18 protein-coding genes are annotated in these 20,995 nt (G+C 61.6%); 8 read left to right on the forward strand and 10 right to left on the reverse strand.

Features of this window, described 5'->3' with window-relative positions; translation table 11 throughout:
* Nucleotides 1-375 precede the first annotated feature (375 nt).
* The 4 genes from M6G53_RS10725 to rlmD all read right to left on the reverse strand — a co-directional run bounded on the left by M6G53_RS10725 (nucleotide 376) and on the right by rlmD (nucleotide 5,785).
* A complete protein-coding gene (locus M6G53_RS10725; RefSeq protein WP_253331178.1) occupies nucleotides 376-1,239 on the reverse strand; it encodes a pepsin/retropepsin-like aspartic protease family protein in 864 nt (287 codons plus the stop codon).
* A gap of 70 nt (nucleotides 1,240-1,309) precedes the next feature.
* A complete protein-coding gene (gene mazG, locus M6G53_RS10730; RefSeq protein WP_253331180.1) occupies nucleotides 1,310-2,104 on the reverse strand; it encodes a nucleoside triphosphate pyrophosphohydrolase in 795 nt (264 codons plus the stop codon).
* Between the two features lie 90 nt (nucleotides 2,105-2,194).
* Nucleotides 2,195-4,426 (reverse strand): GTP diphosphokinase, encoded by a 2,232-nt coding sequence (relA, locus tag M6G53_RS10735; RefSeq protein ID WP_253331182.1) that lies wholly within the window; start codon nucleotides 4,424-4,426, stop codon nucleotides 2,195-2,197.
* Nucleotides 4,427-4,435: 9 nt separating this feature from the next.
* The gene (gene rlmD, locus M6G53_RS10740) at nucleotides 4,436-5,785 is read right to left on the reverse strand and encodes a 23S rRNA (uracil(1939)-C(5))-methyltransferase RlmD (RefSeq protein ID WP_253331185.1); all 1,350 of its coding nucleotides are present in this window, start codon (nucleotides 5,783-5,785) and stop codon (nucleotides 4,436-4,438) included.
* 66 nt (nucleotides 5,786-5,851) lie between these two features.
* On the opposite strand from rlmD, the gene barA reads away from it, so the two are divergent.
* Nucleotides 5,852-8,578: a two-component sensor histidine kinase BarA gene (gene barA / locus M6G53_RS10745; RefSeq protein ID WP_253331187.1), complete on the forward strand. Its 2,727-nt coding sequence runs from the start codon at nucleotides 5,852-5,854 to the stop codon at nucleotides 8,576-8,578.
* A 65-nt stretch (nucleotides 8,579-8,643) separates the two neighbouring features.
* Here the strand turns inward: barA and degP are convergent, their stop codons facing one another.
* Entirely contained in the window at nucleotides 8,644-10,083 is a 1,440-nt protein-coding gene (gene degP / locus M6G53_RS10750) for a serine endoprotease DegP (protein WP_253331190.1), read from the reverse strand.
* A gap of 180 nt (nucleotides 10,084-10,263) precedes the next feature.
* The gene (dgt, locus tag M6G53_RS10755) at nucleotides 10,264-11,781 is read right to left on the reverse strand and encodes a dGTPase (protein WP_253331192.1); all 1,518 of its coding nucleotides are present in this window, start codon (nucleotides 11,779-11,781) and stop codon (nucleotides 10,264-10,266) included.
* 129 nt (nucleotides 11,782-11,910) lie between these two features.
* On the opposite strand from dgt, the gene mtnN reads away from it, so the two are divergent.
* The 4 genes from mtnN to M6G53_RS10775 all read left to right on the forward strand — a co-directional run bounded on the left by mtnN (nucleotide 11,911) and on the right by M6G53_RS10775 (nucleotide 14,483).
* Entirely contained in the window at nucleotides 11,911-12,612 is a 702-nt protein-coding gene (gene mtnN / locus M6G53_RS10760; RefSeq protein ID WP_253331194.1) for a 5'-methylthioadenosine/S-adenosylhomocysteine nucleosidase, read from the forward strand.
* A 22-nt stretch (nucleotides 12,613-12,634) separates the two neighbouring features.
* Nucleotides 12,635-13,420, forward strand: coding sequence for a vitamin B12 ABC transporter substrate-binding protein BtuF (gene btuF / locus M6G53_RS10765; RefSeq protein ID WP_253331320.1), 786 nt, complete (start codon nucleotides 12,635-12,637; stop codon nucleotides 13,418-13,420).
* Nucleotides 13,420-14,034 (forward strand): TRIC cation channel family protein, encoded by a 615-nt coding sequence (locus M6G53_RS10770; RefSeq protein ID WP_253331196.1) that lies wholly within the window; start codon nucleotides 13,420-13,422, stop codon nucleotides 14,032-14,034. Before btuF ends, M6G53_RS10770 begins: the two co-directional genes overlap by 1 nt.
* A 200-nt stretch (nucleotides 14,035-14,234) precedes the next feature.
* Nucleotides 14,235-14,483: a hypothetical protein gene (locus tag M6G53_RS10775; RefSeq protein WP_253331198.1), complete on the forward strand. Its 249-nt coding sequence runs from the start codon at nucleotides 14,235-14,237 to the stop codon at nucleotides 14,481-14,483.
* A gap of 56 nt (nucleotides 14,484-14,539) precedes the next feature.
* Here M6G53_RS10775 and erpA read toward each other — a convergent pair whose 3' ends face one another.
* Both erpA and clcA read right to left on the reverse strand, forming a co-directional pair.
* Nucleotides 14,540-14,884, reverse strand: coding sequence for an iron-sulfur cluster insertion protein ErpA (erpA, locus tag M6G53_RS10780; RefSeq protein ID WP_004932708.1), 345 nt, complete (start codon nucleotides 14,882-14,884; stop codon nucleotides 14,540-14,542).
* Nucleotides 14,885-14,973: 89 nt separating this feature from the next.
* Nucleotides 14,974-16,413, reverse strand: a complete 1,440-nt coding sequence (clcA, locus tag M6G53_RS10785) for a H(+)/Cl(-) exchange transporter ClcA (RefSeq protein WP_253331199.1) — start codon at nucleotides 16,411-16,413, stop codon at nucleotides 14,974-14,976.
* 174 nt (nucleotides 16,414-16,587) lie between these two features.
* On the opposite strand from clcA, the gene hemL reads away from it, so the two are divergent.
* Nucleotides 16,588-17,877: a glutamate-1-semialdehyde 2,1-aminomutase gene (gene hemL / locus M6G53_RS10790; RefSeq protein WP_253331201.1), complete on the forward strand. Its 1,290-nt coding sequence runs from the start codon at nucleotides 16,588-16,590 to the stop codon at nucleotides 17,875-17,877.
* Between the two features lie 60 nt (nucleotides 17,878-17,937).
* Here hemL and ampE read toward each other — a convergent pair whose 3' ends face one another.
* Nucleotides 17,938-18,792, reverse strand: coding sequence for a beta-lactamase regulator AmpE (gene ampE, locus M6G53_RS10795; RefSeq protein WP_253331203.1), 855 nt, complete (start codon nucleotides 18,790-18,792; stop codon nucleotides 17,938-17,940).
* Nucleotides 18,792-19,388 (reverse strand): 1,6-anhydro-N-acetylmuramyl-L-alanine amidase AmpD, encoded by a 597-nt coding sequence (ampD, locus tag M6G53_RS10800; protein WP_253331205.1) that lies wholly within the window; start codon nucleotides 19,386-19,388, stop codon nucleotides 18,792-18,794. Before ampD ends, ampE begins: the two co-directional genes overlap by 1 nt.
* A gap of 84 nt (nucleotides 19,389-19,472) precedes the next feature.
* On the opposite strand from ampD, the gene nadC reads away from it, so the two are divergent.
* Nucleotides 19,473-20,363 carry a carboxylating nicotinate-nucleotide diphosphorylase gene (nadC, locus tag M6G53_RS10805; protein WP_253331207.1) on the forward strand — a complete coding sequence of 297 codons (891 nt, stop codon included), beginning with the start codon at nucleotides 19,473-19,475 and terminating at the stop codon, nucleotides 20,361-20,363.
* A 190-nt stretch (nucleotides 20,364-20,553) separates the two neighbouring features.
* Nucleotides 20,554-20,991, forward strand: coding sequence for a prepilin peptidase-dependent pilin (gene ppdD / locus M6G53_RS10810; protein ID WP_060422496.1), 438 nt, complete (start codon nucleotides 20,554-20,556; stop codon nucleotides 20,989-20,991).
* Nucleotides 20,992-20,995: the final 4 nt, after the last annotated feature.

The raw sequence follows: 20,995 nt of genomic DNA on the forward strand, positions 1-20,995 counted from the left end.
GGTTTAAAGACGATGGAAGAACCAGGACGGGAAAGTAGTATACCCGAACCTCTCCTGACCTACAAACGATCGTTTTGCTGTCCATCATCTCGGCCGCCCTCCCGTGTTCATCAGGGTTTACTCCGCCGGCGCCGCATAAACCCTCCAGGTAAAACAAAGAGTTAGCAGAGAAAATTTCTTTTTACCGCCCCTCAGGAGCGATAAAACGCCTTAGATTTCAGTTTGTTGGCCTTTTGCTGCCGCCGGCAGCCATGCGCCTGTGACCCGATCGCAAGCTTAACCGTTTCAGCCATGACGAACCTTGTCGGCGATCAACATTGCGGCGGCGGTTCCGCTTTCCTTAATCCGATTGGCCTGGGATCAAGGCACGTCGAGTTAACGACTGATGTAGAGCATGCGTTCAGGCATATCAACAATCACACGATGCCCCCGCATAAAGCCCATCCCCAGCAGACCATCAAAGCCCAGCACCTCAGACGATGGGCCTTCGCTAACAATGGCCAAATCGTTGCGAGACCGGCCTCGGCGATCGGTCAACGTGAACCTGGCCACTCGGCAATCCAGATTCATGGCCTCAGGCTCAATGGAACGACAGCCGGAAAACAAGACGCCGGCCGGCAAGCCTGCGGCAAACAAAAGAGAATGGCTGGCACCGGTATCAACAATCAGACGCAACGGTTTCTTGCCAACGAAGGCCGTCACGCTCAGCCCCTCATCGGTCTGTTCGAACGGATAAGAAGCCCATATCGCAATGTCTGAAGGCAGATGAGCCAACATTTGCAAGCGATCGTTTTCGAAGTCCATCAGCACTTTTCGATCGCGGAACAGCCCGAGCCCCATCACTTCACTTGCCGGCACCTCGTTTCCCAGGCTGAGCCCCCACGGCTTAAAACTCACCGCTTCAACATCGTTAAAAGGGATATTGCCAATAAACAGCCGACTAATCCGCCAGGCAGACACCTGATGTTCACCGCCAGAGAGATCTCTTAGCCGCCGTGGCGCCAGACGCACCACTTTCAGGCTCGGTTGCGCCACCAGACGCTCCAGATCGTGTTGATAAAGGTGTATCCCTTCTGCGCTGCCGGTATCCAGCATGAGCGTGTGTAACCGGTTACCGATCTGCACATCGACTAATGGCAGCCGGCGTTCATCATACCGCAGCCGCCCGACGTCAGCAGGAGGGGACGCCATGCTGAAACCGGAAACAAAACAGGCTAAAAGCATCAGCCTCTTGATCATAACCGCACTTTCCCTTGTCTGCGTGGAACGTCCTTGATGTCCGACCCGGTACCATTACACCGGCAGCTCATCAGACTTCAGATTTTTTCACCTGCTGCCAGGCCTCTTCCATCTGCTCCAGCGTCGCGTCTTCAAGCCGCAGCCCGCGCTGCTTGACGATCGCTTCCACCTGGCGGAAACGGCGCTCGAACTTGCGGTTTGCCGCCTGCAGCGCGTTCTCCGCCTTGTGGCCCAGATGGCGCGACAGGTTCACCGTAGCGAACAGCAGATCGCCGATCTCCTCTTCCAGCTTGTGCTCATCGACCACCGCCTGGCGGGCTTCGTGCATCACTTCGTCGATCTCTTCATACACTTTGTCCAGCACCGGCCCCAGGGTATTCCAGTCGAAGCCGACCGAGGCGCAGCGCTTCTGGATCTTGTGTGCTTTCATCAATGCCGGCAGCGCCTGCGGAATGTCGTCCAGCACCGAGTGCAGCGCTTTCTCGGCGCGCTCGCCGGCCTTCAGCTGCTCCCAGCGCGCCGCCACGGCTTCGCTGTCTCCCCCCTCGGCGTCGCCGAAGATATGCGGGTGACGGCGTTCCAGCTTGTCGCTGATGGCGGTGCACACCTCATCGAAATCGAACAGCCCCTGCTCCTGCCCCATCTGGGCGTAGAACACCACCTGGAACAGCAAGTCGCCCAGCTCGTCGCGCAGATCGGCATAGTCCTGCCGCTCGATGGCGTCGAGCACTTCGTAAGTCTCTTCCAGCGTGTAAGGCGCGATGGTAGCGAAGGTCTGCTTGCGGTCCCACGAGCAACCGATCTGCGGATCGCGCAGCGTTTTCATGATGTTCAACAGGCGCTGCAGCGGAGTGGATTGGGTCATAAAAAAGTCTCTGAGAAAAGGAGGGTCCATCGGCACCCATGAATTCCGGGCCGCATCCGCTCTCGATACGGCCCGAATGGCGATGTGGGCTTAGTTGCCGTGCAAACGCTTGGCGTCTATCACGTCCGGCAGCTGATTCAGCTTCGCCAGCACCCGGCTCAGCACCTGCTGGTTGTAGATCTCGATATCCATATCGATGGTAGCCAGCTGCTTTTTGGTGTCGCTGCGGCTGGCAACCCCCAGCACGTTGACCTTTTCGTTGGCCAGAATGGTGGTGATGTCGCGCAGCAGCCCGCTGCGGTCGTTGGCCATCACGCGAACCACCAGCGAATAACCACTGGAGTAGCTTTCGCCCCATACCGCGTCGACGATGCGCTCCGGCGCGTGCGATTGCAGATCGACCAGCTGATCGCAGTCCGCACGGTGGATCGAAATACCGCGCCCCTGGGTGATAAAGCCGACGATATCGTCGCCCGGGATCGGCTGGCAGCAGCGGGCGATGTGGTGCATCAGGTTGCCCACGCCTTCTACTACCACCCGGCCGTTATCCTTGCTGCGGGCCGGCGGCGGCGATTTTTGCTGCACCAGCTGGCGCAGCGCCTCACGATCCTGCTCTTCGGCGCTCGGCTTGTTGAACTTGCCCTGCAGGTAATTCACCATCTGGTTCAGGCGAATGTCCCCACCGCCGATCGCCGCCAACACCTCGTCCAGCGAGTTCATGTTATAGCGCGGGATCAACAGCTTCTCGGCCTCTTTCAGGCTGATGCCGAGGTGTTCCAGTTCGTTGTCCAACATCTGGCGGCCGGCGAGAATGTTCTTGTCGCGATCCTGCTTGCGGAACCAGTTGTGGATCTTCGAGCGCCCGCGGCTGGTGGTGACATAGCCCAGGTTGGGGTTCAGCCAGTCGCGGCTCGGGTTCGGCTGCTTCTGGGTGATGATCTCAATCTGATCGCCCATCTTCAGCTGATAGGTAAACGGCACGATGCGGCCGCCGATCTTGGCGCCGATACAGCGGTGGCCGACATCGCTGTGAATGTGGTAGGCGAAGTCAAGCGGCGTGGAGCCGGCCGGCAGATCCACCACGTCGCCTTTCGGGGTAAATACATACACCCGATCGTCGAACACCTGGCTGCGCACTTCGTCGAGCATTTCGCCGGAGTCCGCCATCTCTTCCTGCCAGGCAATCAGCTTGCGCAGCCAGGCGATGCGTTCTTCGTAGCCGGAGCGCACGGTGACCCCCGCGCCCTCTTTGTACTTCCAGTGCGCGGCCACGCCCAGCTCGGCGTCTTCATGCATTTGCCGCGTGCGGATCTGAATTTCGACGGTTTTACCGCGCGGCCCCAGCACCACGGTGTGGATCGACTGGTAACCGTTGGGTTTCGGGTTGGCGACGTAGTCGTCGAACTCGTCCGGCAGATGGCGGAAGTGGGTATGCACGATGCCCAGCGCCGCATAGCAATCCTGCAGGCGCTCCGCCACGATGCGCACCGCGCGCACGTCGAACAGTTCGTCGAACGCCAGGTGCTTTTTCTGCATCTTGCGCCAGATGCTGTAGATGTGTTTCGGCCGGCCGTAGATCTCCACCCGAATGCCTTCGCTGGCCATCTCGGCGCGCAGCCCGGCGACGAAATCGTCGATGAACTGCTCGCGATCGATGCGGCGCTCGTGCAACAACTTGGCGATGCGCTTGTATTCTTCCGGATGCAGGTAGCGGAAGCAGAAATCTTCCAGCTCCCACTTCAGCTGGCCGATGCCGAGCCGGTTAGCCAGCGGGGCGTAGATGTTGGAACACTCTTTCGCCGCCAGCACGCGTTCGTCTTCCGGCGCGTCTTTCACCTCGCGCAGGTGGGCGATGCGTTCCGCCAGCTTGATGACCACGCAGCGGAAATCCTCCACCATCGCCAACAGCATGCGGCGCACGTTGTCGACCTGTTCGGAGGCCATCGAGTCGTTTTGGGTGGCTTTCAGTTGGCGAATGGCGTCCATATCGCGCACGCCGTGCACCAGCGCGACGATGCCCTTGCCGAACGCTTCGGTCAGGGTCTCTTCCTGCACGATGCCGGCATCCACCAGCGGGAACAGCAGCGCGGCGCGCATGCTGTCGTTGTCCATGCTCAGCGTCGAGAGGATCTCCACCATCTCCAGGCCGCGCCACAGCAGCAGCGAGGCGTCGGGATGGTTTTGGGTCTGCTGCTCACAATAACGCCAGGTTGCGGCCAATCGCTCACATGACTGCGGGTTAGGTAGCCCCAAGCTGGCGATCCACTCATCGAGAGCGAACTCACCCGCCGTATTCAGATGTGCACTTCTTACCGCAACCATAACTTCTCCCTACTTTGCAGCGACCTCTGGCGCGCGCTCGTTGATAAACAGCGCCATTGATTCAAGATGCCCCGTGTGCGGAAACATATCCAACATCCGCACGCGCGCAAGACGATAACCGGCGCTCAACAGCACTTTGCTGTCGCGAGCCAGCGTGGTGGGGTTACAGGAAACATAAACCACTCGCGCCGGCGCCAGTTTTACAATATGTGACATCACCCCGGCCGCACCGGCACGGGCGGGATCCAGCATCACCTTATCAAACCCTTGTGCTGCCCAAGGTTGCCGCTCAACGTCGTCCTCCAGATTCTCGTGGAAGAACGAGGCATTATTCAGCTTATTCTTATGTGCATTATATTGCCCATTCGCTACCAGCGTGGCAACACCTTCGATGCCCACCACCGCAGCGGCGCGGCGCGCCAGCGGCAGCGTGAAATTGCCCATGCCGCAGAACAGGTCCAGCACCCGATCATTGGGTTGAATATCGAGCCATTCAAGGGCCTGCGCCACCATTTGTTGGTTTACGGCATCATTGACCTGAATAAAGTCGCGCGGGCTGAAGTCTAAGCGTAGCCCGTCAACCTGATAATACGGCGCTTCACCGCACAGTTTCTCCACGCGATCGCTGTCCGGCGCCAGATAAACGGCGACGTTTTCCCGCTCGCCAAACGCCAACAGCGCCTGGCGATCCGCCTCTTTCAGCGCGTCGAGATGGCGCAGCACTAGCAGCGGGCCGTTGTCCGCCAGCACCAGTTCCGCATGCCCCAGCCGCCGCACCGCCTGCAGCCCGTTCAGGCAGGCGCGCACCGGCGCCAGCAGTTGCTCCAGTTCCGGCCGCAGCACCGGGCAGTGCTCCACCGCCACCAGTTCGCTGGATGCCGCCTGTCGAAAGCCCATCACCAGGCGCTGCGGCTTGGGCTGCCATGCCAGGCTCAGGCGGGCGCGGCGGCGATAGCCGTATTCCGGGCCGGCGATCACCGGCTCCTGTTGCGGAGCCACCCCGGTTTCGCGAGCGATCATGCGCACCAGCGCCGCCGCCTTGCTCTGCTGTTGCAACGCCTCATCCGCATGCTGCTGCTGGCAGCCGCCACACACGCCAAAATGCGGGCAGCGCGGCGCCACCCGCTGCGGGCTGCGGCTCAGCAAGCGCTTAAGCTTGCCTTTGGCGAACTGGCGCTTGTCTTCGGTCAGCTGGATTTCCGCCTGCTCGCCCGGCAATACGCCCGGCACGAACACCGCTTTGCCGTCGTGGCGCGCCACGCCCTGGCCGAAAGGATCGAGATCGCTCACCGTTACGGTGAAGATTTGTGCACTCTGCCGGGTCGTCACGCGGCGTTTGGGAGAGTAGAATTGCGCCATATTTGTCGATTGTGTGCTGGTTCATTAAGCTAGTGTCAGCCGTCAATTCTCCCACATTGGAATCCCATGACCAAATACAGCCTGCGTGCGCGCATGATGATCCTGATTCTGGCCCCGACCTTGCTGATTGGTTTGCTGCTCAGCACCTTCTTCGTGGTGCACCGTTATAACGAGCTGCAGGAGCAATTGGTCGACGCTGGCGCCAGCATCATCGAACCGCTGGCGGTGGCCAGCGAGTACGGCATGACGTTCCGCAGCCGCGAATCGGTCAGGCAGTTGGTCAGCCTGTTGCACCGCCGCCATTCGGACATCGTGCGTTCGATCACCGTGTTCGATGCGCAGAACAATTTGTTCGTCACCTCCAATTACCACCACAACTTCGCCCAGCTGCAGCTGCCGAAAGGCGTGCCTTTGCCCACCGACTTGATGCTCACCCGACGCGGCGATTCGCTGATCCTGCGCACGCCGATCCTGTCGGAAAGCCAGTATCCGGATGAGAGCGCCGACGGCGGCAGCCACCCCGACAACAACCTGGGTTATGTGGCGATCGAGCTGGATCTGCAGTCGGTGCGGCTGCAGCAATATAAAGAGGTCTTCGTCTCCACCCTGCTGCTGTTGCTGTGCATGTGCATCGCCATCCTGTTCGCTTACCGGTTGATGCGCGACGTGACCGGCCCGATCCGCAACATGGTGAACACCGTCGATCGCATTCGCCGCGGCCAGCTCGACAGCCGCGTAGAAGGCTACATGCTCGGCGAGCTGCACATGCTGAAGAACGGCATCAACTCGATGGCGATGTCGCTCACCGCCTATCACGAAGAGATGCAACAGAACATCGATCAGGCCACCTCCGATCTGCGCGAAACGCTGGAGCAGATGGAAATCCAGAACGTCGAGCTGGATCTGGCGAAAAAACGCGCGCAGGAGGCGGCGCGCATCAAGTCCGAATTCCTGGCCAACATGTCGCACGAGCTGCGCACCCCGCTCAACGGCGTGATCGGCTTCACTCGCCAGATGCTGAAAACCGATCTGAGCGCGACCCAGACCGACTATTTGCAGACCATCGAACGCTCGGCCAACAACCTGCTGACCATCATCAACGACGTGCTGGACTTTTCGAAGCTCGAGGCCGGCAAGCTGGTGCTGGAGCATATTCCTTTTGCCCTGCGTGAAACGCTGGACGAGGTGGTGGTGCTGCTGGCGCCCAGCGCCCACGACAAGGGGCTGGAGCTGACGTTGGATGTGCACAACGACGTGCCGGAACAGGTGATCGGCGATTCGCTGCGCCTGCAGCAAATCATCACCAACCTGCTGGGCAATGCCATCAAGTTCACCGAAACCGGCAATATCGACATTCGCGTCGAGCTGCGCAAACAGCTGGAGCGCCGGGTGGAAGTGGAAGTACAGATCCATGACACCGGCATCGGCATCTCCGAACGCCAGCAGTCGCAGCTGTTTCAGGCGTTCCGCCAGGCGGACGCCAGCATCTCCCGCCGCCACGGCGGCACCGGGCTGGGGCTGGTGATCACGCAAAAACTGGTGAAAGAGATGGGGGGCGATATCTGCTTCCACAGCCAGTTGAACCGCGGTTCGACCTTCTGGTTCCACATCACGCTCGATCTGAACGAGGGCATGCTGTCGCTGGCGCCGAGCCTGCCGGACCTGAACGGCAAAACGCTGGCCTACGTCGAATCCAACCCAACGGCGGCGCAGGCGACGCTCAACATGCTCAGCGTCACGCAGCTGGTGATCACCCACTCGCCGACGCTGGGCCAGTTGCCGCCAGGCCACTATGACTTCCTGCTGGCCGGCGTGCCCATCCCGTTCCGCGACAACATGGCGCAGCACGAGGACAAACTGCTGGCCTCGCTGAAACTGGCCGATCGGGTGATTCTGGCGTTGCCGTGCCAGGCGCAGATCGACGCCGAGCTGCTTAAGCAACAAGGTGCCCTTGGCTGTCTGATCAAGCCGATCACCAGCACCCGTCTGTTCCCGCTGCTCCGGATGGAGACGCCGACGCGCCTCGCCGCGCAACCGGCGCGTAAACGCCTGCCGCTGACGGTGATGGCGGTCGACGACAACCCGGCCAACCTGAAGCTGATCGGCACGCTGCTGGGAGAACAGGTAGAAAAAACCCTGCTGTGCGAGAGCGGAGAGGAAGCGCTGGCGCTGGCGCGCGACAACGTGCTGGATCTGATCCTGATGGACATTCAGATGCCGAAGATGGACGGCATTCACGCCAGCGAGCTGATCCGCCAGCTGCCGCACCACAATTCCACGCCGATCGTCGCCGTTACCGCCCATGCGGCCAGCGGCGAGCGCGAGCACCTGCTGCAGGCCGGGATGGACGACTACCTGGCCAAGCCGATCGACGAGAAAATGCTGACCCGCGTGCTGTCGCGCTACCACAGCGGGGAGGTGGAAAGCGCCGTCGCCGACGACGCACCGCTGTCGCTCGACTGGCCGCTGGCGCTGCGCCAGGCCGCCAACAAACCGGATCTGGCGCGCGATCTGCTGCAAATGCTGCTCGATTTCCTGCCGCAGGTGCGCGAACGGGTGCAGGCGCTGCTTGACGGGCAGCATGACGACGAAATTCTCGATCTGGTCCATAAGCTGCACGGCAGCTGCAGCTACAGCGGCGTGCCGCGCCTCAAGCAGCTGTGTTTCTATCTCGAACGGCAGCTGCGCCAGGGCGTCACCAACGAGGAGCTGGAGCCGGAGTGGCTGGAGCTGTTGGATGAGATTGAACTGGTGATCCACGCGGCGCGCGCACATCTGACGCAACCCGCCTGACCCCTCAGGCCATTACGCAAAAAGGCACGCCGCAGCGTGCCTTTGTTTTTAACGCCTGACGCCTGTCACTGCGCCAGCAGGTACAGCTGGCTCTCGCCGCGCTGAATATTCAACGCCAGCACCGACGGCTTGCTGTCGAGGATTTTACGCAGCTCGCCCAGGTTCTGGATCGGCTGCTGGTTCACGCCCAGGATCACGTCGCCCTTTTTCAGGCCGATGCGCGCCGCAGCGCTGCCGGCTTTCACGCTGTCGACCTTGACGCCCTTCACGTTGCCGACCTGGGTGTTGCTCAGCTCGGCGCCTTCGATGCCGGTGTAGATATTGCCCGAGGCCACCTGGGTCTGCGCACTTTGCTCCAGCGTGACGTCAATCGTCACCGGTTTGCCGTCGCGGATAATGCCCAGCGACATCTTGCTGCCGACCGGCAGCGTGCCGATCTCCGCCCGGAACGAGGCGAAGCTGGAGATGGCCTTGCCGTTCATGGTGACGATCACGTCGCCGGCCTTGATGCCCGCCTTCGCGGCGGACGACTTCGGCATCACCTGGCTGACGAAGGCCCCGCGCTGTGCGTCGACCTTCATCGCCTTGGCCAGCTCGGAATTCAGCTCGGTGCCCATGATGCCCAGCTCGCCGCGTTTCACCTGGCCATATTCGACCATTTGCGCCGTCAGGTTTTTCACCATGTTGCTCGGAATGGCGAAGCCGATACCGATGTTGCCGCCGTCCGGCGCCAGGATCGCGGTGTTGATGCCGATCAGCTCGCCGTTCAGGTTAACCAGCGCGCCGCCGGAGTTACCGCGGTTGATCGCCGCATCGGTCTGAATAAAGTTTTCGTAGTTTTCGATGTTCAGGCCGCTGCGGCCCAAGGCGGATACGATGCCCGAAGTGGCGGTTTCACCCAGCCCGTACGGGTTGCCGATCGCCACGGTGTAATCGCCGACGCGCAGCTGATCGGAGTCCGCCATCTTGATCGCCGTCAGATTTTTGAAGTCTTTCAGCTGGATCAGCGCGATATCGGAACGCGGATCCTTGCCGATCACCTTGGCGTCGAAACGGCGGCCGTCGCTCAGCTGTACCTGGATCTTGTTGGCGTTGTCCACCACGTGGTTATTGGTCACCACGTAGCCCTTGGCGGCATCGATGATCACCCCGGCGCCCAGCGCCTGGAATTTCTGCTGCGTGCCCTGTGGCTGGCCATCCTGCCCAGGCTGTTCGCCACCCTGGCACATCGGCGAGCCCTGGAACGGCGATCCGTCCTGGCAGAACGGCGAATCTTCGCCGAAGAATTGTTGGAACTGCTGCGGCATGCGCGGCGTATTGACGGTGGTGCTACCCTCAACGTTAATGCTCACCACGGAAGGCATCACCTTTTCCAGCATCGGCGCCAGGCTCGGCAGCTGTTGGGTACTGGAAGAGGCGGTTTCAGCGGCGCTGGCCGTAACCGGGCCGATCGCCATACCGATGCTGAATGCCAGTGCGCTCAGAACTAATGCGGTTTTTTTCATCTGTGTGTCTCTTATAAAGTCGTTCAAGAAAGAATGGCTGTCTTGCGTGCTTATTCAGAGTGAATTAATAGCCTGAAGTTCCGGCACAGAGGATTGGCAATAGTAAACAAATATTGTCCATCTTTACAAAACTCGATACAGCCAACCGGTTGGAATTGCTGATAATATTCCCCAGCTTAATTATTCCGCCGCCATTAATCGACGATATTCATCATAGGCATAAAGGTCGGTCATTCCGCTGATATAGTCCTGCAATAAACGCGCGCGGAAATAATATTCCCGAATGGCTTGCTGCTCCGGCGATAAATGCTGCAGCCCTTCTACCGCCTCCGCATACGCCAGCCGATGCTTGGTGGACAGCTTGTGGAACAGCCGCGTTTCTATCGGATAAGCGCGATGGCTGTCCTCGCGCACCAGCTGGCTGAAGTCCGCCAGCGGCATCGCCAGCAGCGGGCTGTAAATATCCAGCAGGCCGCTGATCACCCGGTAGCCTTGCAGCTCGAGCTGCTCGACCTCCGGGTGGTTGAACACGTGCTTGAACGCCACATTTTTAAATATTTTCAGCAGCCGGTACGCCGGGCTGGAGTCCTCCAGCAGCGCCTGATTGAAACTGCCCTGATAAACCGCGTCCAGATTGTCGATAAAGCGCTGCGCCGCGTGCGGCACCAGCCGCGCCACGGTAAACACCCGCAGATACATGAAGAACTGATCTTCCGCGCTGCGCCGCGCGCCGCCGCGATCGATCTTGCGAAACGCGCTGGCGACGGTCTTGTCGAACAGATCGCCCGGCACCACCTCGCCCCACTCCTGAATCAGGTGCTGATACAGCTGCTCGACGGTGAAAATGCTCTTCTCCACCGCGTCTTCCAGATCGGCCACGCAGTACGAGATATCGTCGGCGGCCTCCATGATATAGGTCAGCGGGAAACGATCGAACTCGCCCATGTGCAGCTCGCGCCGCAGCCGATCGACGAAGGCCTCTTCCGCCAGATAATAGCCGGGCTTTTTCATCAGGTAACTGTGGCTGGCGGGGATGTCGCTCGCCCAGTAGGCCGGGCGGGTGTATTTCAAAATGCAGCCGACCTGCGCGTAGGTCAGGTTGAGTTTGAGCAGGCTGTACACCATGCGGATCGCCTGGGCGTTGCCCTCGAAGTGGCTGAGATCCTGACGGATCCGGCTGCGCAGCCGGTTCAGATCGCTCTCCCCCTCATGCAGGCGCAGCGTCGCCACCTGGCAGCGATCGTGGCTGCCCGGCTCGCTGCCGCAGCTGGCGGGATCGAGCCGTTGGGCGAACCAGTCGTTGATCGCCGACTCGCCGAAGTGACCGAACGGCGGATTGCCGATGTCGTGCATCAGGCAGGCCATTTCCACGATGCTTTCAAACGGATCGAGCAGCCGGGTCAGGCCGAGCTCATCAATTCTCCCCGCCTGTTTGAAACGGTTGAGGATCTCTTTGGCGATGTGGCGCCCAACCTGCTGCACCTCCATCGAGTGCGTCAGGCGGCTGCGCACCGCCGCGTTGCGCTCCAGTGGAAACACCTGGGTTTTTTGCTGCAGACGGCGAATGGCGGCCGAGTTGACGATGCGCCCGCGATCGCTCTCGAACTGCCGCACGATGTCGTACTCTTCCTCAGCCTCGATCGGTTTGCTGAAAGGCCGTTGGAAGCTGATTTTTTGCTTGAAGTCGATCCCGGACATCTGTTTCTCCGCCGTTGCGCCCTGCCCCCGTGATAACAATTCCCGGCGGCGGATGCAACGCATTATCTCTCACACACAGCCATGATAGACTATGCCGCAATTCTCACGGCCAATCAGCGAGTGTTATTTATGAAAGTAGGCATCATCGGCGCAATGGAGCAGGAAGTCACCCTGCTGCGCGATCAAATCGAAAACCGTCAAACCATCCAGCGCGCAGGCTGCGAAATCTACACCGGCCAGATCGGCGGCGTTGAGGTGGCCCTGCTGAAATCCGGCATCGGCAAAGTCTCTGCGGCCATGGGCACTACCCTGCTGCTGGAACACTGCAACCCGGACGTGGTGATCAACACCGGCTCCGCCGGCGGCCTGGCCAGCACGCTGCGCGTGGGCGATATCGTGGTGTCGGAAGAAGTGCGTTACCACGATGCCGACGTCACCGCTTTCGGCTACGAGCCGGGCCAGATGGCCGGCTGCCCGGCGGCGTTCGTCGCCGACGACGCGCTGATCGCGCTGGCAGAAAGCTGCATCAAACAGCTGGATCTGCACGCGGTGCGCGGCCTGATCTGCAGCGGTGATGCCTTCATCAACGGCGCCGAGCCGCTGGCGCGCATCCGCGCCACCTTCCCGCGCGTCGCCGCCGTGGAAATGGAAGCCGCAGCGATCGCCCACGTCTGCCATCTGTTCGGTACGCCGTTCGTGGTGGTGCGCGCCATTTCCGACGTCGCCGACAGCGAGTCGCACATGAGCTTCGACGAGTTTCTGGTGGTAGCGGCCAAGCAGTCGACGCTGATGGTCAACGCCATGCTGCAAACCCTGGCCAAGCGCGGTTGATGTGAGGCTGCGCTTCACCTCGATGCTCTGTCTGTTGGCGCTCTGGCTGGCCATGCCGGCCGGCGCCGCTCAGCGGGTGATCAGCCTGGCGCCCAACGCGACCGAACTCGCCTATGCCGCCGGCATGGGCGATGTGCTGGTGGCGGCGAGCGCCTATTCCGATTATCCGCCGCAGGCCGCCAAGCTCGAGCAGGTGGCCTCCTGGCAGGGCATCAATCTGGAGCGGGTGCTGGCGCTCAAGCCGGACCTGATCCTCGCCTGGCGCGGCGGCAATCCGCAGCGCGTGCTGGATCAGCTCGCTGCGTTCGGCATCCCGATCTTCTATGCGGACGCCGACACCCTCGAAGGGATCGCCGGTTTGCTGGACAAGCTGGCGCAATACAGCCCGCACCCGGCGCAGGCGCATCAGGCGGCGGCAGGCCTGCGCCGCCAGTTCGCCGCTCTCAAACAACAGTATGCCGCTAACCCATCGCGGCGCGTGCTGCTGCAGTTCGGCACCCAGCCGCTGTTCACCAGTGCCGGCGCCACATTGCAAAGCCAGGTGCTGGCGCTGTGCGGCGGGCAGAACGTCTTTGCCGACAGCCGCACCCCCTGGCCGCAGATCAGCCGCGAGCAGGTGTTGGCGCGCCAGCCGCAGGCCATCGTCATCACCGGGGGCGCGAAAGAAGCCGCCAATGTGAAAGCCTTCTGGGCCCCGCAGCTGCAGGTGCCGGTGATCGCGCTGAACGAAGACTGGTTCAATCGCGGCGGGCCGCGCATTGCGTTGGCGGCGCAGCAGCTGTGCCGCCAGTTGGCGGAGATCCGCTGATGCTGGTGTTCTGGTTGGATATTCTCGGCACGGCGGTATTCGCCGTCTCCGGCGTGCTGCTGGCCGGTAAGCTGCGCATGGATCCCTTCGGCGTGCTGGTCTTGGGTGTGGTCACCGCGGTCGGCGGCGGCACCATCCGTGACATGGCGCTGGCCAACGGCCCGGTGTTCTGGGTCAAGGATCCCACCGATCTGGTGGTGGCGATGATCACCTGCGTCTTGACGCTGCTGCTGGTGCGCCAACCGCGCCGTCTGCCGAAGTGGGTGCTGCCGGTGCTGGACGCCGTCGGGCTGGCGGTGTTCGTCGGCATCGGCGTCAACAAGGCCTTCGCGGCCGGCACCGGCCCGCTGGTGGCGATCTGCATGGGAGTGATCACCGGCGTCGGCGGCGGCATTATCCGCGACGTGCTGGCGCGCGAGATCCCGATGATCCTGCGCACCGAAATTTACGCCACCGCCTGTATCATCGGCGGCATCGTGCACGCCACGGCGTTTTACACCTTCAGCATGCCGCTGCAACAGGCGATGATGCTGGGCATGATCATCACCCTGGCCATTCGGCTGGCGGCCATCCGCTGGCACCTCAAATTGCCCGCCTTTATTCTCGAACGCTGAGCCGTCGCCCTGCGGGGCGACGCTTTGCAACGCCGCACCTGGTGATTTATTAGACTATTAACGGGGTTGATGATATTATTTTCGACCGAAAAATAGCGTAGTGACGATGTAAAATTCTGTTATCCGCAGATTAACCCCCTCCCCGCGCTGTTAAAACTTTTTAACTTTTTGCCGATAAGTCATCACGAGATGGCTTACGGATGACTATTCCCGCAATGATGAAAAAAATTCTGCTTGCCTGCTGTGGCGCCCTGCTGAGTGGCGCCGCGTATGCCGATGCCGTCAGCGGCCAGATCGGCGTTACCCTGACTATTGAACCGCAATGCGCCGTGCACCTCGAGGCCGCCGCCCCACAGGCCGAATGCAGCCACGCGACGGCGCAGCCGAACATCATCCACAGCCCACCGGCACAGGAGAACGGTGCAGAAGTGATCCTCGTGGAATGGTAGGCATAAAAAAACCCGCCGGCCGAAAGGCGAGCGGGTTGAGATTCTGACAGGCAAACTCAGATGCTGAACGACGAACCGCAACCGCAGGTGGTTTTGGCATTCGGGTTGGTCACCACGAAGCGCGACCCTTCCAGCCCTTCGGTGTAGTCCACCGAACCACCGACCAGGTACTGCAGGCTCATCGGATCGACCACCAGCGCCACGCCCTGCTTCTCGATGGTCATGTCGCCATCGTTGACCTTGTCGTCAAAAGTGAAGCCGTACTGGAATCCGCTGCAGCCGCCGCCGGTAATGTAAACCCGCAACTTCAGGTTCGGGTTTTCTTCGTCAGCAATCAAGAATTTAACCTTGTTTGCTGCTGCCTCGGTAAATTGCAGGGGCAGTGCCGTTTGATCACTCATACTCTTTACTCCCAACATTGTTCAGCATCAGATCGCGACTATGGCTGCCTGATTAATATTAACGATTATCCGATACCTGAGTGTTGCGTTCAAGTATTCACCGCATTTGTTGTATTTTCCTTACCTGTTTTCTCCGCCGCTTCCCGCGCCAGCTGCGCCTCCTGTTTTTGCAGCGTGCGGGCCAGGATCGACGAATACAGCGGCTTGCCGCCCAGCAGCTGCGCAACTATCGTGGCGCCCAGGCAGGTGATGATCATCGGTAAAATCAGCTGGTAGTTGTCGGTCATCTCCAGCACCAGCACGATGCCGGTCAGCGGGGCGCGCACCGTGGCGGCGAACAGCGCGCCCATGCCGGCGATGGCGAAGGTCCCCGCCTCGATGCCGTACTGCGGGAACAGATGCGCCCCGGCCAACCCGAAAGCGGTGCCGAACAGCGTGCCCAGCGCCAGCATCGGCGCGAAGATGCCGCCCGGCGCGCCGGAACCGAAGCACAGCAGCGTAGTGAAGATGCGGGTGATGAAGATAAACATCAGCATGCCGACGCTGTAATTGCCCGCCGCGGCGATCGGGATCAGCCCAAAGCCGCCGCCCGCCGCCTCCGGCTGGATCAGCCCCAGAATGCCGCACACGCCGCCGAGCAGCCCGCCCATCAGCAAGATATTGCGCATTCTGCCGCCGTGCAGGCGCGCAAACATGTCTTGAGTGCGGAAGATCAGCGCGTTGAATCCCACGCCCACCGCGCCAAATATCGCCCCCAGCACCAGATAGAGCCACAGGGTATTGATGGGCGCCGAGGACAGTTTACCGACCGCGATCACCGAGCCCTGGCCGTTAAACAGCTGGAACACCACGCTCGACATGATGACGCCGATAAACACCGCTTTAATCGAGATCAGGTTGTAGCGAAACTGCGGCCGCATCTCTTCGATGATGAACAGGATGCCGGCCAGCGGCGCGTTGAACGCGGCGGACAAGCCGGCGGCGGCCCCGGTCGCCAGCAGCGAATGGCGCGCCTCGGCGCCGCGAATGCGCAGCACGTCCAACACCATACGCCCGACGTTGCCGCCCATCTGCACCGTAGGCCCTTCGCGCCCCAGCACCATCCCTGCGCCCAGCGTGCCCATCCCGCCGATGAATTTCACCGGGATCACACGCCACCAGCGCACCGGCCGCAGCTCCTCCAGCGCGCCTTCGATCTCCGGAATGCCCGAACCGCCCGCCTCAGGCGCAAAGCGCCGCACCAGGTAATAACCCAGCGCCGCCAGCGCGGCGGACAGGATAAACGCCAGCGGCCACACCAGGATCCAGGAGTCGGCGACCTGTGCCAGCGAAGCCAGCCGCTGCTGCTGCACCCACTCCACCGCTTTATCGAAGGCCACGCCGAGCAAACCGGCCAGCGTCCCCACCAGTGCGGCCATCACCAGGATCGCCACCGGGGTTTTATCGCGGCGAATAAACTGACGCACCGCATCGCTGCGGCTAAGACGCGGGCTCAACGTCCCGGCTGGCTGTGATTGTGATTCCGTCATCGCGAATAATTCGTCAGGTAATTTGTAATACAAATAGGCAAGGCGGTTATTCTACCCCAAGCCGGTGGCGGACGCTGCCGTTAATGGTATCTGACTGTGATCGTTTCATAACGCGGCGCTCTCCTCTAGAATAGCGCGGTCAAATCATTCAAAAGAGAATCCAGGAGCCGATTTATGAGCCTACACAGCAAATCCGAAAGTCTGTACGCCCAGGCGCAACAGTTGATCCCCGGCGGGGTGAACTCGCCGGTGCGTGCATTCACCGGCGTGGGCGGTGTGCCGCTGTTTATCGAGCGGGCAGACGGGGCTTACCTGTTCGATGCCGACGGCAAGGCCTATATCGACTATGTCGGTTCCTGGGGGCCGATGGTGCTGGGGCACAACCACCCGGCGATCCGGGACGCGGTGATCGAAGCGGCGCAGCGCGGCCTGAGCTTCGGCGCGCCGACCGAGATGGAAGTCAAAATGGCGCAGCTGGTCACCGAGCTGGTGCCGACCATGGATATGGTGCGCATGGTGAACTCGGGCACCGAAGCCACCATGAGCGCCATCCGCCTGGCGCGCGGCTACACCAACCGCGACAAAATCATCAAGTTCGAAGGCTGCTACCACGGCCACGCCGACTGCCTGCTGGTGAAAGCCGGTTCCGGCGCGCTGACCCTCGGCCAGCCGAACTCACCGGGCGTGCCGGCCGACTTCGCCAAGCACACCCTGACCTGCACCTATAACGATCTGGATTCGGTGCGTGCCGCCTTCGAGCAGTACCCGTCCGAGATCGCCTGTATCATCGTCGAGCCGGTTGCCGGCAACATGAACTGCGTGCCGCCGCTGCCGGAATTCCTGCCGGGCCTGCGCGCATTGTGCGACAAGTACGGCGCGCTCTTGATCATCGATGAAGTGATGACCGGTTTCCGCGTGGCGCTGGCCGGCGCGCAATCCTATTACGGCGTCGAGCCGGATCTGACCTGCCTCGGCAAAATCATCGGTGGCGGCATGCCGGTGGGCGCCTTCGGCGGCCGCCGCGACGTGATGGACGCACTGGCGCCGACCGGCCCGGTTTACCAGGCGGGCACCCTGTCCGGCAACCCGATCGCCATGGCGGCGGGTTACGCTTGCCTCACCGAAGTGGCGCAGGTCGGCGTGCACCAGACGCTGACCGAACTGACCGAAATGCTGGCCGCAGGCCTGCTGCACGCGGCGCAGGAAGAGAATATCCCGCTGGTGGTCAACAACGTCGGCGGCATGTTCGGCCTGTTCTTCACCGACGCGCCTGCGGTCACCTGCTATCAGGACGTGATGCAGTGCGACGTGGAACGCTTCAAGCGCTTCTTCCACCTGATGCTGGAAGAAGGGGTATATCTGGCGCCGTCCGCCTTCGAAGCGGGCTTCATGTCCGTGGCGCACAGCAAGGAAGACATCCAGCGCACCATCGACGCCGCGCGTCGCTGCTTCGCCAAGCTGTAATCCCGGCCGAATGGCCAAAAAAACGGGCGCCTCGGCGCCCGTTTTGTTTTTCGCGGCCGCTTAAAGCAGCGTGCCGTAAATGGTCAACAGCGCCACCACCACCACGATGATCATCGTCACCTTGCGCGCCAGCGTCACCGCCGCCCGCGGCGTTTGCACCGGATCCATATGCGGATCGCGCGCCAGCGAGAACTGCGCCAGCCGCGTCAGCACCTGATACGATGACGAATGCCGATCCCCCAGCGAGGCGAACCAGGCCGGCAGCGCACGCTCGCCGTGGCCGAACAGCGCGTAGGCCACCCCGGCCAAACGCACCGGGATCCAGTCCAGCCAGTTCAGCAGATGATCGATACCCGACTGCGAACGCTCCAGCGGCGTATTGTGGCGCGCCAGCCAGGTTTGATAGGCGCGCAGGAAAGCATACCCCGCCAGTGCGATCGGCCCATACGGCCCAAAGACCACGAACCAGAACAGCGGCGCCAGGTAATAGCGGAAGTTGATCCACAGCAGCGCGTTTTGCAGCTCGCGCAGGCGCAGCTCTTCACTGCAGTCCACCGGCAGGCCGTGGATCAACGCCAGCTCCTCCGCCATCTGATCGCTGGCGTGGGTATCGCCCTGCCGCGCCGCTTTCAGGTAGGCGCGGTAGTGTATGCGCTTGATGCCGGCGCCGACGCACAGCAGGTCGATGACGATCCACAGCAGCAGCGTCACCACGCCGAAGAACAACCCGTGAGACAGCCACAGAACGCCCCAGACGATCACCATCCAGGCGGCGGTCATCGCCAGCGTCTGCGCCAGCGAAACCCGATGCAGCCGCTGAAACACCACTTCGAGACGGTGATCCAGCTGCCAGTGTTCTCCCAGCTTAAACAGGCGCTCCCAGGCCAAAACCAGCAACAGCGTAAACAGCGTCATTAGCGATTCCTCTCCCTTTTTCTTGTCTCAAGCATAGCGTCGACGGGCGCGCCGCGTTGTTCCAGAGATGCCAGATAACGACCCCAATCGAACGCCGGCCCGGGATCGGTCTTGCGGCCGGGAGCGATATCGCAATGCCCGGCGATATTGGCTGCCAGCGACGGATAACGCTCGGCCAGCAGCGCGGTGACCGCCTGCAGCGTGCGGTATTGCGCCTCGGTGTAAGGCAACAGATCGGTGCCTTCCAGCTCGATGCCGATAGAGAAATCGTTGCACCGATCGCGCCCCTGATACAGAGAAACGCCCGCGTGCCAGGCGCGCTGGTCGAAGGGCACGTACTGCACGATCTCACCGTCGCGGCGGATCAGGCAGTGCGCCGACACCCGCAGCTGATGGATCGCGGCGAAATAGGGGTGCTGCGCGGGATCGAGCGTGCCGGTAAACAGCTGGTCGATATAGGGGCCGCCGAACTCGCCGGGCGGCAGGCTGATATTGTGGATGACCAGCAGCGAAGGCGGTTCGTCATCCGGGCGCCGATCGCAGTGCGGCGAGAGCACTCGCTTCACCCCGACAATCCAGCCATTTTCCAACTGCATCAGACACCTCTCTGCGGTGGTACTTATTCCAGCAACAGAGTAGCATGTTCCCCTACGATCTAACCGTCCATTTCGGAGTTTTCCATGCCGACACGCCGCTACAGTGCCGACAGTCGCCGCACCGAGCTTCTTGAACGAATTGAAAGTGATATTCCCTCTGCCGTCGCCCAGGCGCTGCGCGAAGACCTGGGGGGTGAAGTCGACGCCGGGCGCGATATTACCGCGCAATTGTTACCGGCGGACAAGCTGGCCGAAGCCACCGTCATCACCCGCGAAGCCGGCATATTCTGCGGCCGCCGCTGGCTGAATGAGGTCTTTATTCAATTGGGCAACCAGGTGCAGGTGGAGTGGCTGGTGGCGGACGGCGACCGTCTGACGCCGAACCAACCGCTTTGCCGGCTGCGCGGCCCTGCGCGGGTGATGCTGACCGGCGAGCGCACCGCGCTGAACTTCGTGCAGACGCTCTGTGGCGTGGCGACCGAGGTCAGCCGCTACGTGGCCCTGCTGGAAGGCACCCGGACTCGCCTGCTCGATACCCGCAAGACCCTGCCCGGCCTGCGCACCGCGCTGAAATACGCCGTGCTGTGCGGGGGTGGCAGCAACCATCGGCTGGGACTGTCCGACGCCTTCCTGATCAAGGAAAACCACATTATCGCCTCCGGCTCTATCAAGAACGCGGTGGAAAAAGCCTTCTGGCTGCACGCCGACGTGCCGGTGGAAGTGGAGGTCGAATCGCTCGATGAGCTGCAGCAGGCGCTGGATGCCGGTGCCGATATCATCATGCTGGACAACTTCAGCGTCGAGATGATGCGCCAGGCGGTCGCTCAAACCCAGGGCCGCGCCCAGCTGGAGGTATCCGGCAACGTCACCAGCGCGACGCTGCGCACCTTTGCCGAGACCGGCGTGGATTACATTTCGGTCGGCGCGCTGACCAAACATGTGACCGCGCTCGATCTGTCGATGCGCTTCAAATGATCCCCCTCGCCCCCGGCGGCTGCCGGGGGCATTACCGCTAAATTGTGAAACCCCTCGCACCGTTTATTTCACCGCTGCAAACAACGTCATTACTGATGGAAGCGCGCCGAGAAACGCGCAAAAGCCCCTCGCCGTGCCCCCGAACAAGCCGCTACCGTTGTCTTCTACACCCTGATGGAGAAAACAACGCATGGAAACGCAACGCGGCTTTACCCTGATAGAACTGATGGTGGTGATCGCCATCATCGCCATCCTCAGCGCCATCGGCATCCCTGCCTACCAGCGCTACATCCAGAAAGCGGCGATGACCGACATGCTGCAAACCATGGCGCCGTATAAACTGGCGGTCGAGCTGTGCGTGCTGGACGAAGGCGCCCCCACCGGCTGTGAGGCCGGCAGCAAAGGCATTCCCACCGGCGGCACGTCGCGTTACGTCAGCGGGGTAAAAGTCGCCAAAGGCGTGATCACGCTGACCGGTACCCAAACACTGCAGGGGCTGGCGGTGGCATTAACCCCCAAAGCGAACGCCGATGGGCTGACCCGCTGGAGCCGGCTGTGCAGCAGTGAAAACGCCACGCTGGTTGAGGTGTGCCAGGAGGTCTTCCGCTTCGACAACGCGGCGGAGTAACGGC

The organism is Serratia nevei (genome assembly GCF_024160145.1).
GTDB lineage: Bacteria > Pseudomonadota > Gammaproteobacteria > Enterobacterales > Enterobacteriaceae > Serratia > Serratia nevei_A.

Excerpts from the sequence above, each read along its gene's own strand:
- M6G53_RS10770 (WP_253331196.1), top strand. The coding sequence starts at position 13,420 with ATGCTGGTGTTCTGGTTGGATATTCTCGGCACGGCGGTATTCGCCGTC.
- rlmD (WP_253331185.1), bottom strand. The coding sequence starts at position 5,785 with ATGGCGCAATTCTACTCTCCCAAACGCCGCGTGACGACCCGGCAGAGT.
- ampE (WP_253331203.1), bottom strand. The coding sequence starts at position 18,792 with ATGACGCTGTTTACGCTGTTGCTGGTTTTGGCCTGGGAGCGCCTGTTT.
- mtnN (WP_253331194.1), top strand. The coding sequence starts at position 11,911 with ATGAAAGTAGGCATCATCGGCGCAATGGAGCAGGAAGTCACCCTGCTG.
- M6G53_RS10725 (WP_253331178.1), bottom strand. The coding sequence starts at position 1,239 with ATGATCAAGAGGCTGATGCTTTTAGCCTGTTTTGTTTCCGGTTTCAGC.
- hemL (WP_253331201.1), top strand. The coding sequence starts at position 16,588 with ATGAGCCTACACAGCAAATCCGAAAGTCTGTACGCCCAGGCGCAACAG.
- mazG (WP_253331180.1), bottom strand. The coding sequence starts at position 2,104 with ATGACCCAATCCACTCCGCTGCAGCGCCTGTTGAACATCATGAAAACG.
- relA (WP_253331182.1), bottom strand. The coding sequence starts at position 4,426 with ATGGTTGCGGTAAGAAGTGCACATCTGAATACGGCGGGTGAGTTCGCT.
- ppdD (WP_060422496.1), top strand. The coding sequence starts at position 20,554 with ATGGAAACGCAACGCGGCTTTACCCTGATAGAACTGATGGTGGTGATC.
- barA (WP_253331187.1), top strand. The coding sequence starts at position 5,852 with ATGACCAAATACAGCCTGCGTGCGCGCATGATGATCCTGATTCTGGCC.
- clcA (WP_253331199.1), bottom strand. The coding sequence starts at position 16,413 with ATGACGGAATCACAATCACAGCCAGCCGGGACGTTGAGCCCGCGTCTT.
- M6G53_RS10775 (WP_253331198.1), top strand. The coding sequence starts at position 14,235 with ATGACTATTCCCGCAATGATGAAAAAAATTCTGCTTGCCTGCTGTGGC.
- btuF (WP_253331320.1), top strand. The coding sequence starts at position 12,635 with ATGCTCTGTCTGTTGGCGCTCTGGCTGGCCATGCCGGCCGGCGCCGCT.
- dgt (WP_253331192.1), bottom strand. The coding sequence starts at position 11,781 with ATGTCCGGGATCGACTTCAAGCAAAAAATCAGCTTCCAACGGCCTTTC.
- ampD (WP_253331205.1), bottom strand. The coding sequence starts at position 19,388 with ATGCAGTTGGAAAATGGCTGGATTGTCGGGGTGAAGCGAGTGCTCTCG.
- nadC (WP_253331207.1), top strand. The coding sequence starts at position 19,473 with ATGCCGACACGCCGCTACAGTGCCGACAGTCGCCGCACCGAGCTTCTT.
- degP (WP_253331190.1), bottom strand. The coding sequence starts at position 10,083 with ATGAAAAAAACCGCATTAGTTCTGAGCGCACTGGCATTCAGCATCGGT.
- erpA (WP_004932708.1), bottom strand. The coding sequence starts at position 14,884 with ATGAGTGATCAAACGGCACTGCCCCTGCAATTTACCGAGGCAGCAGCA.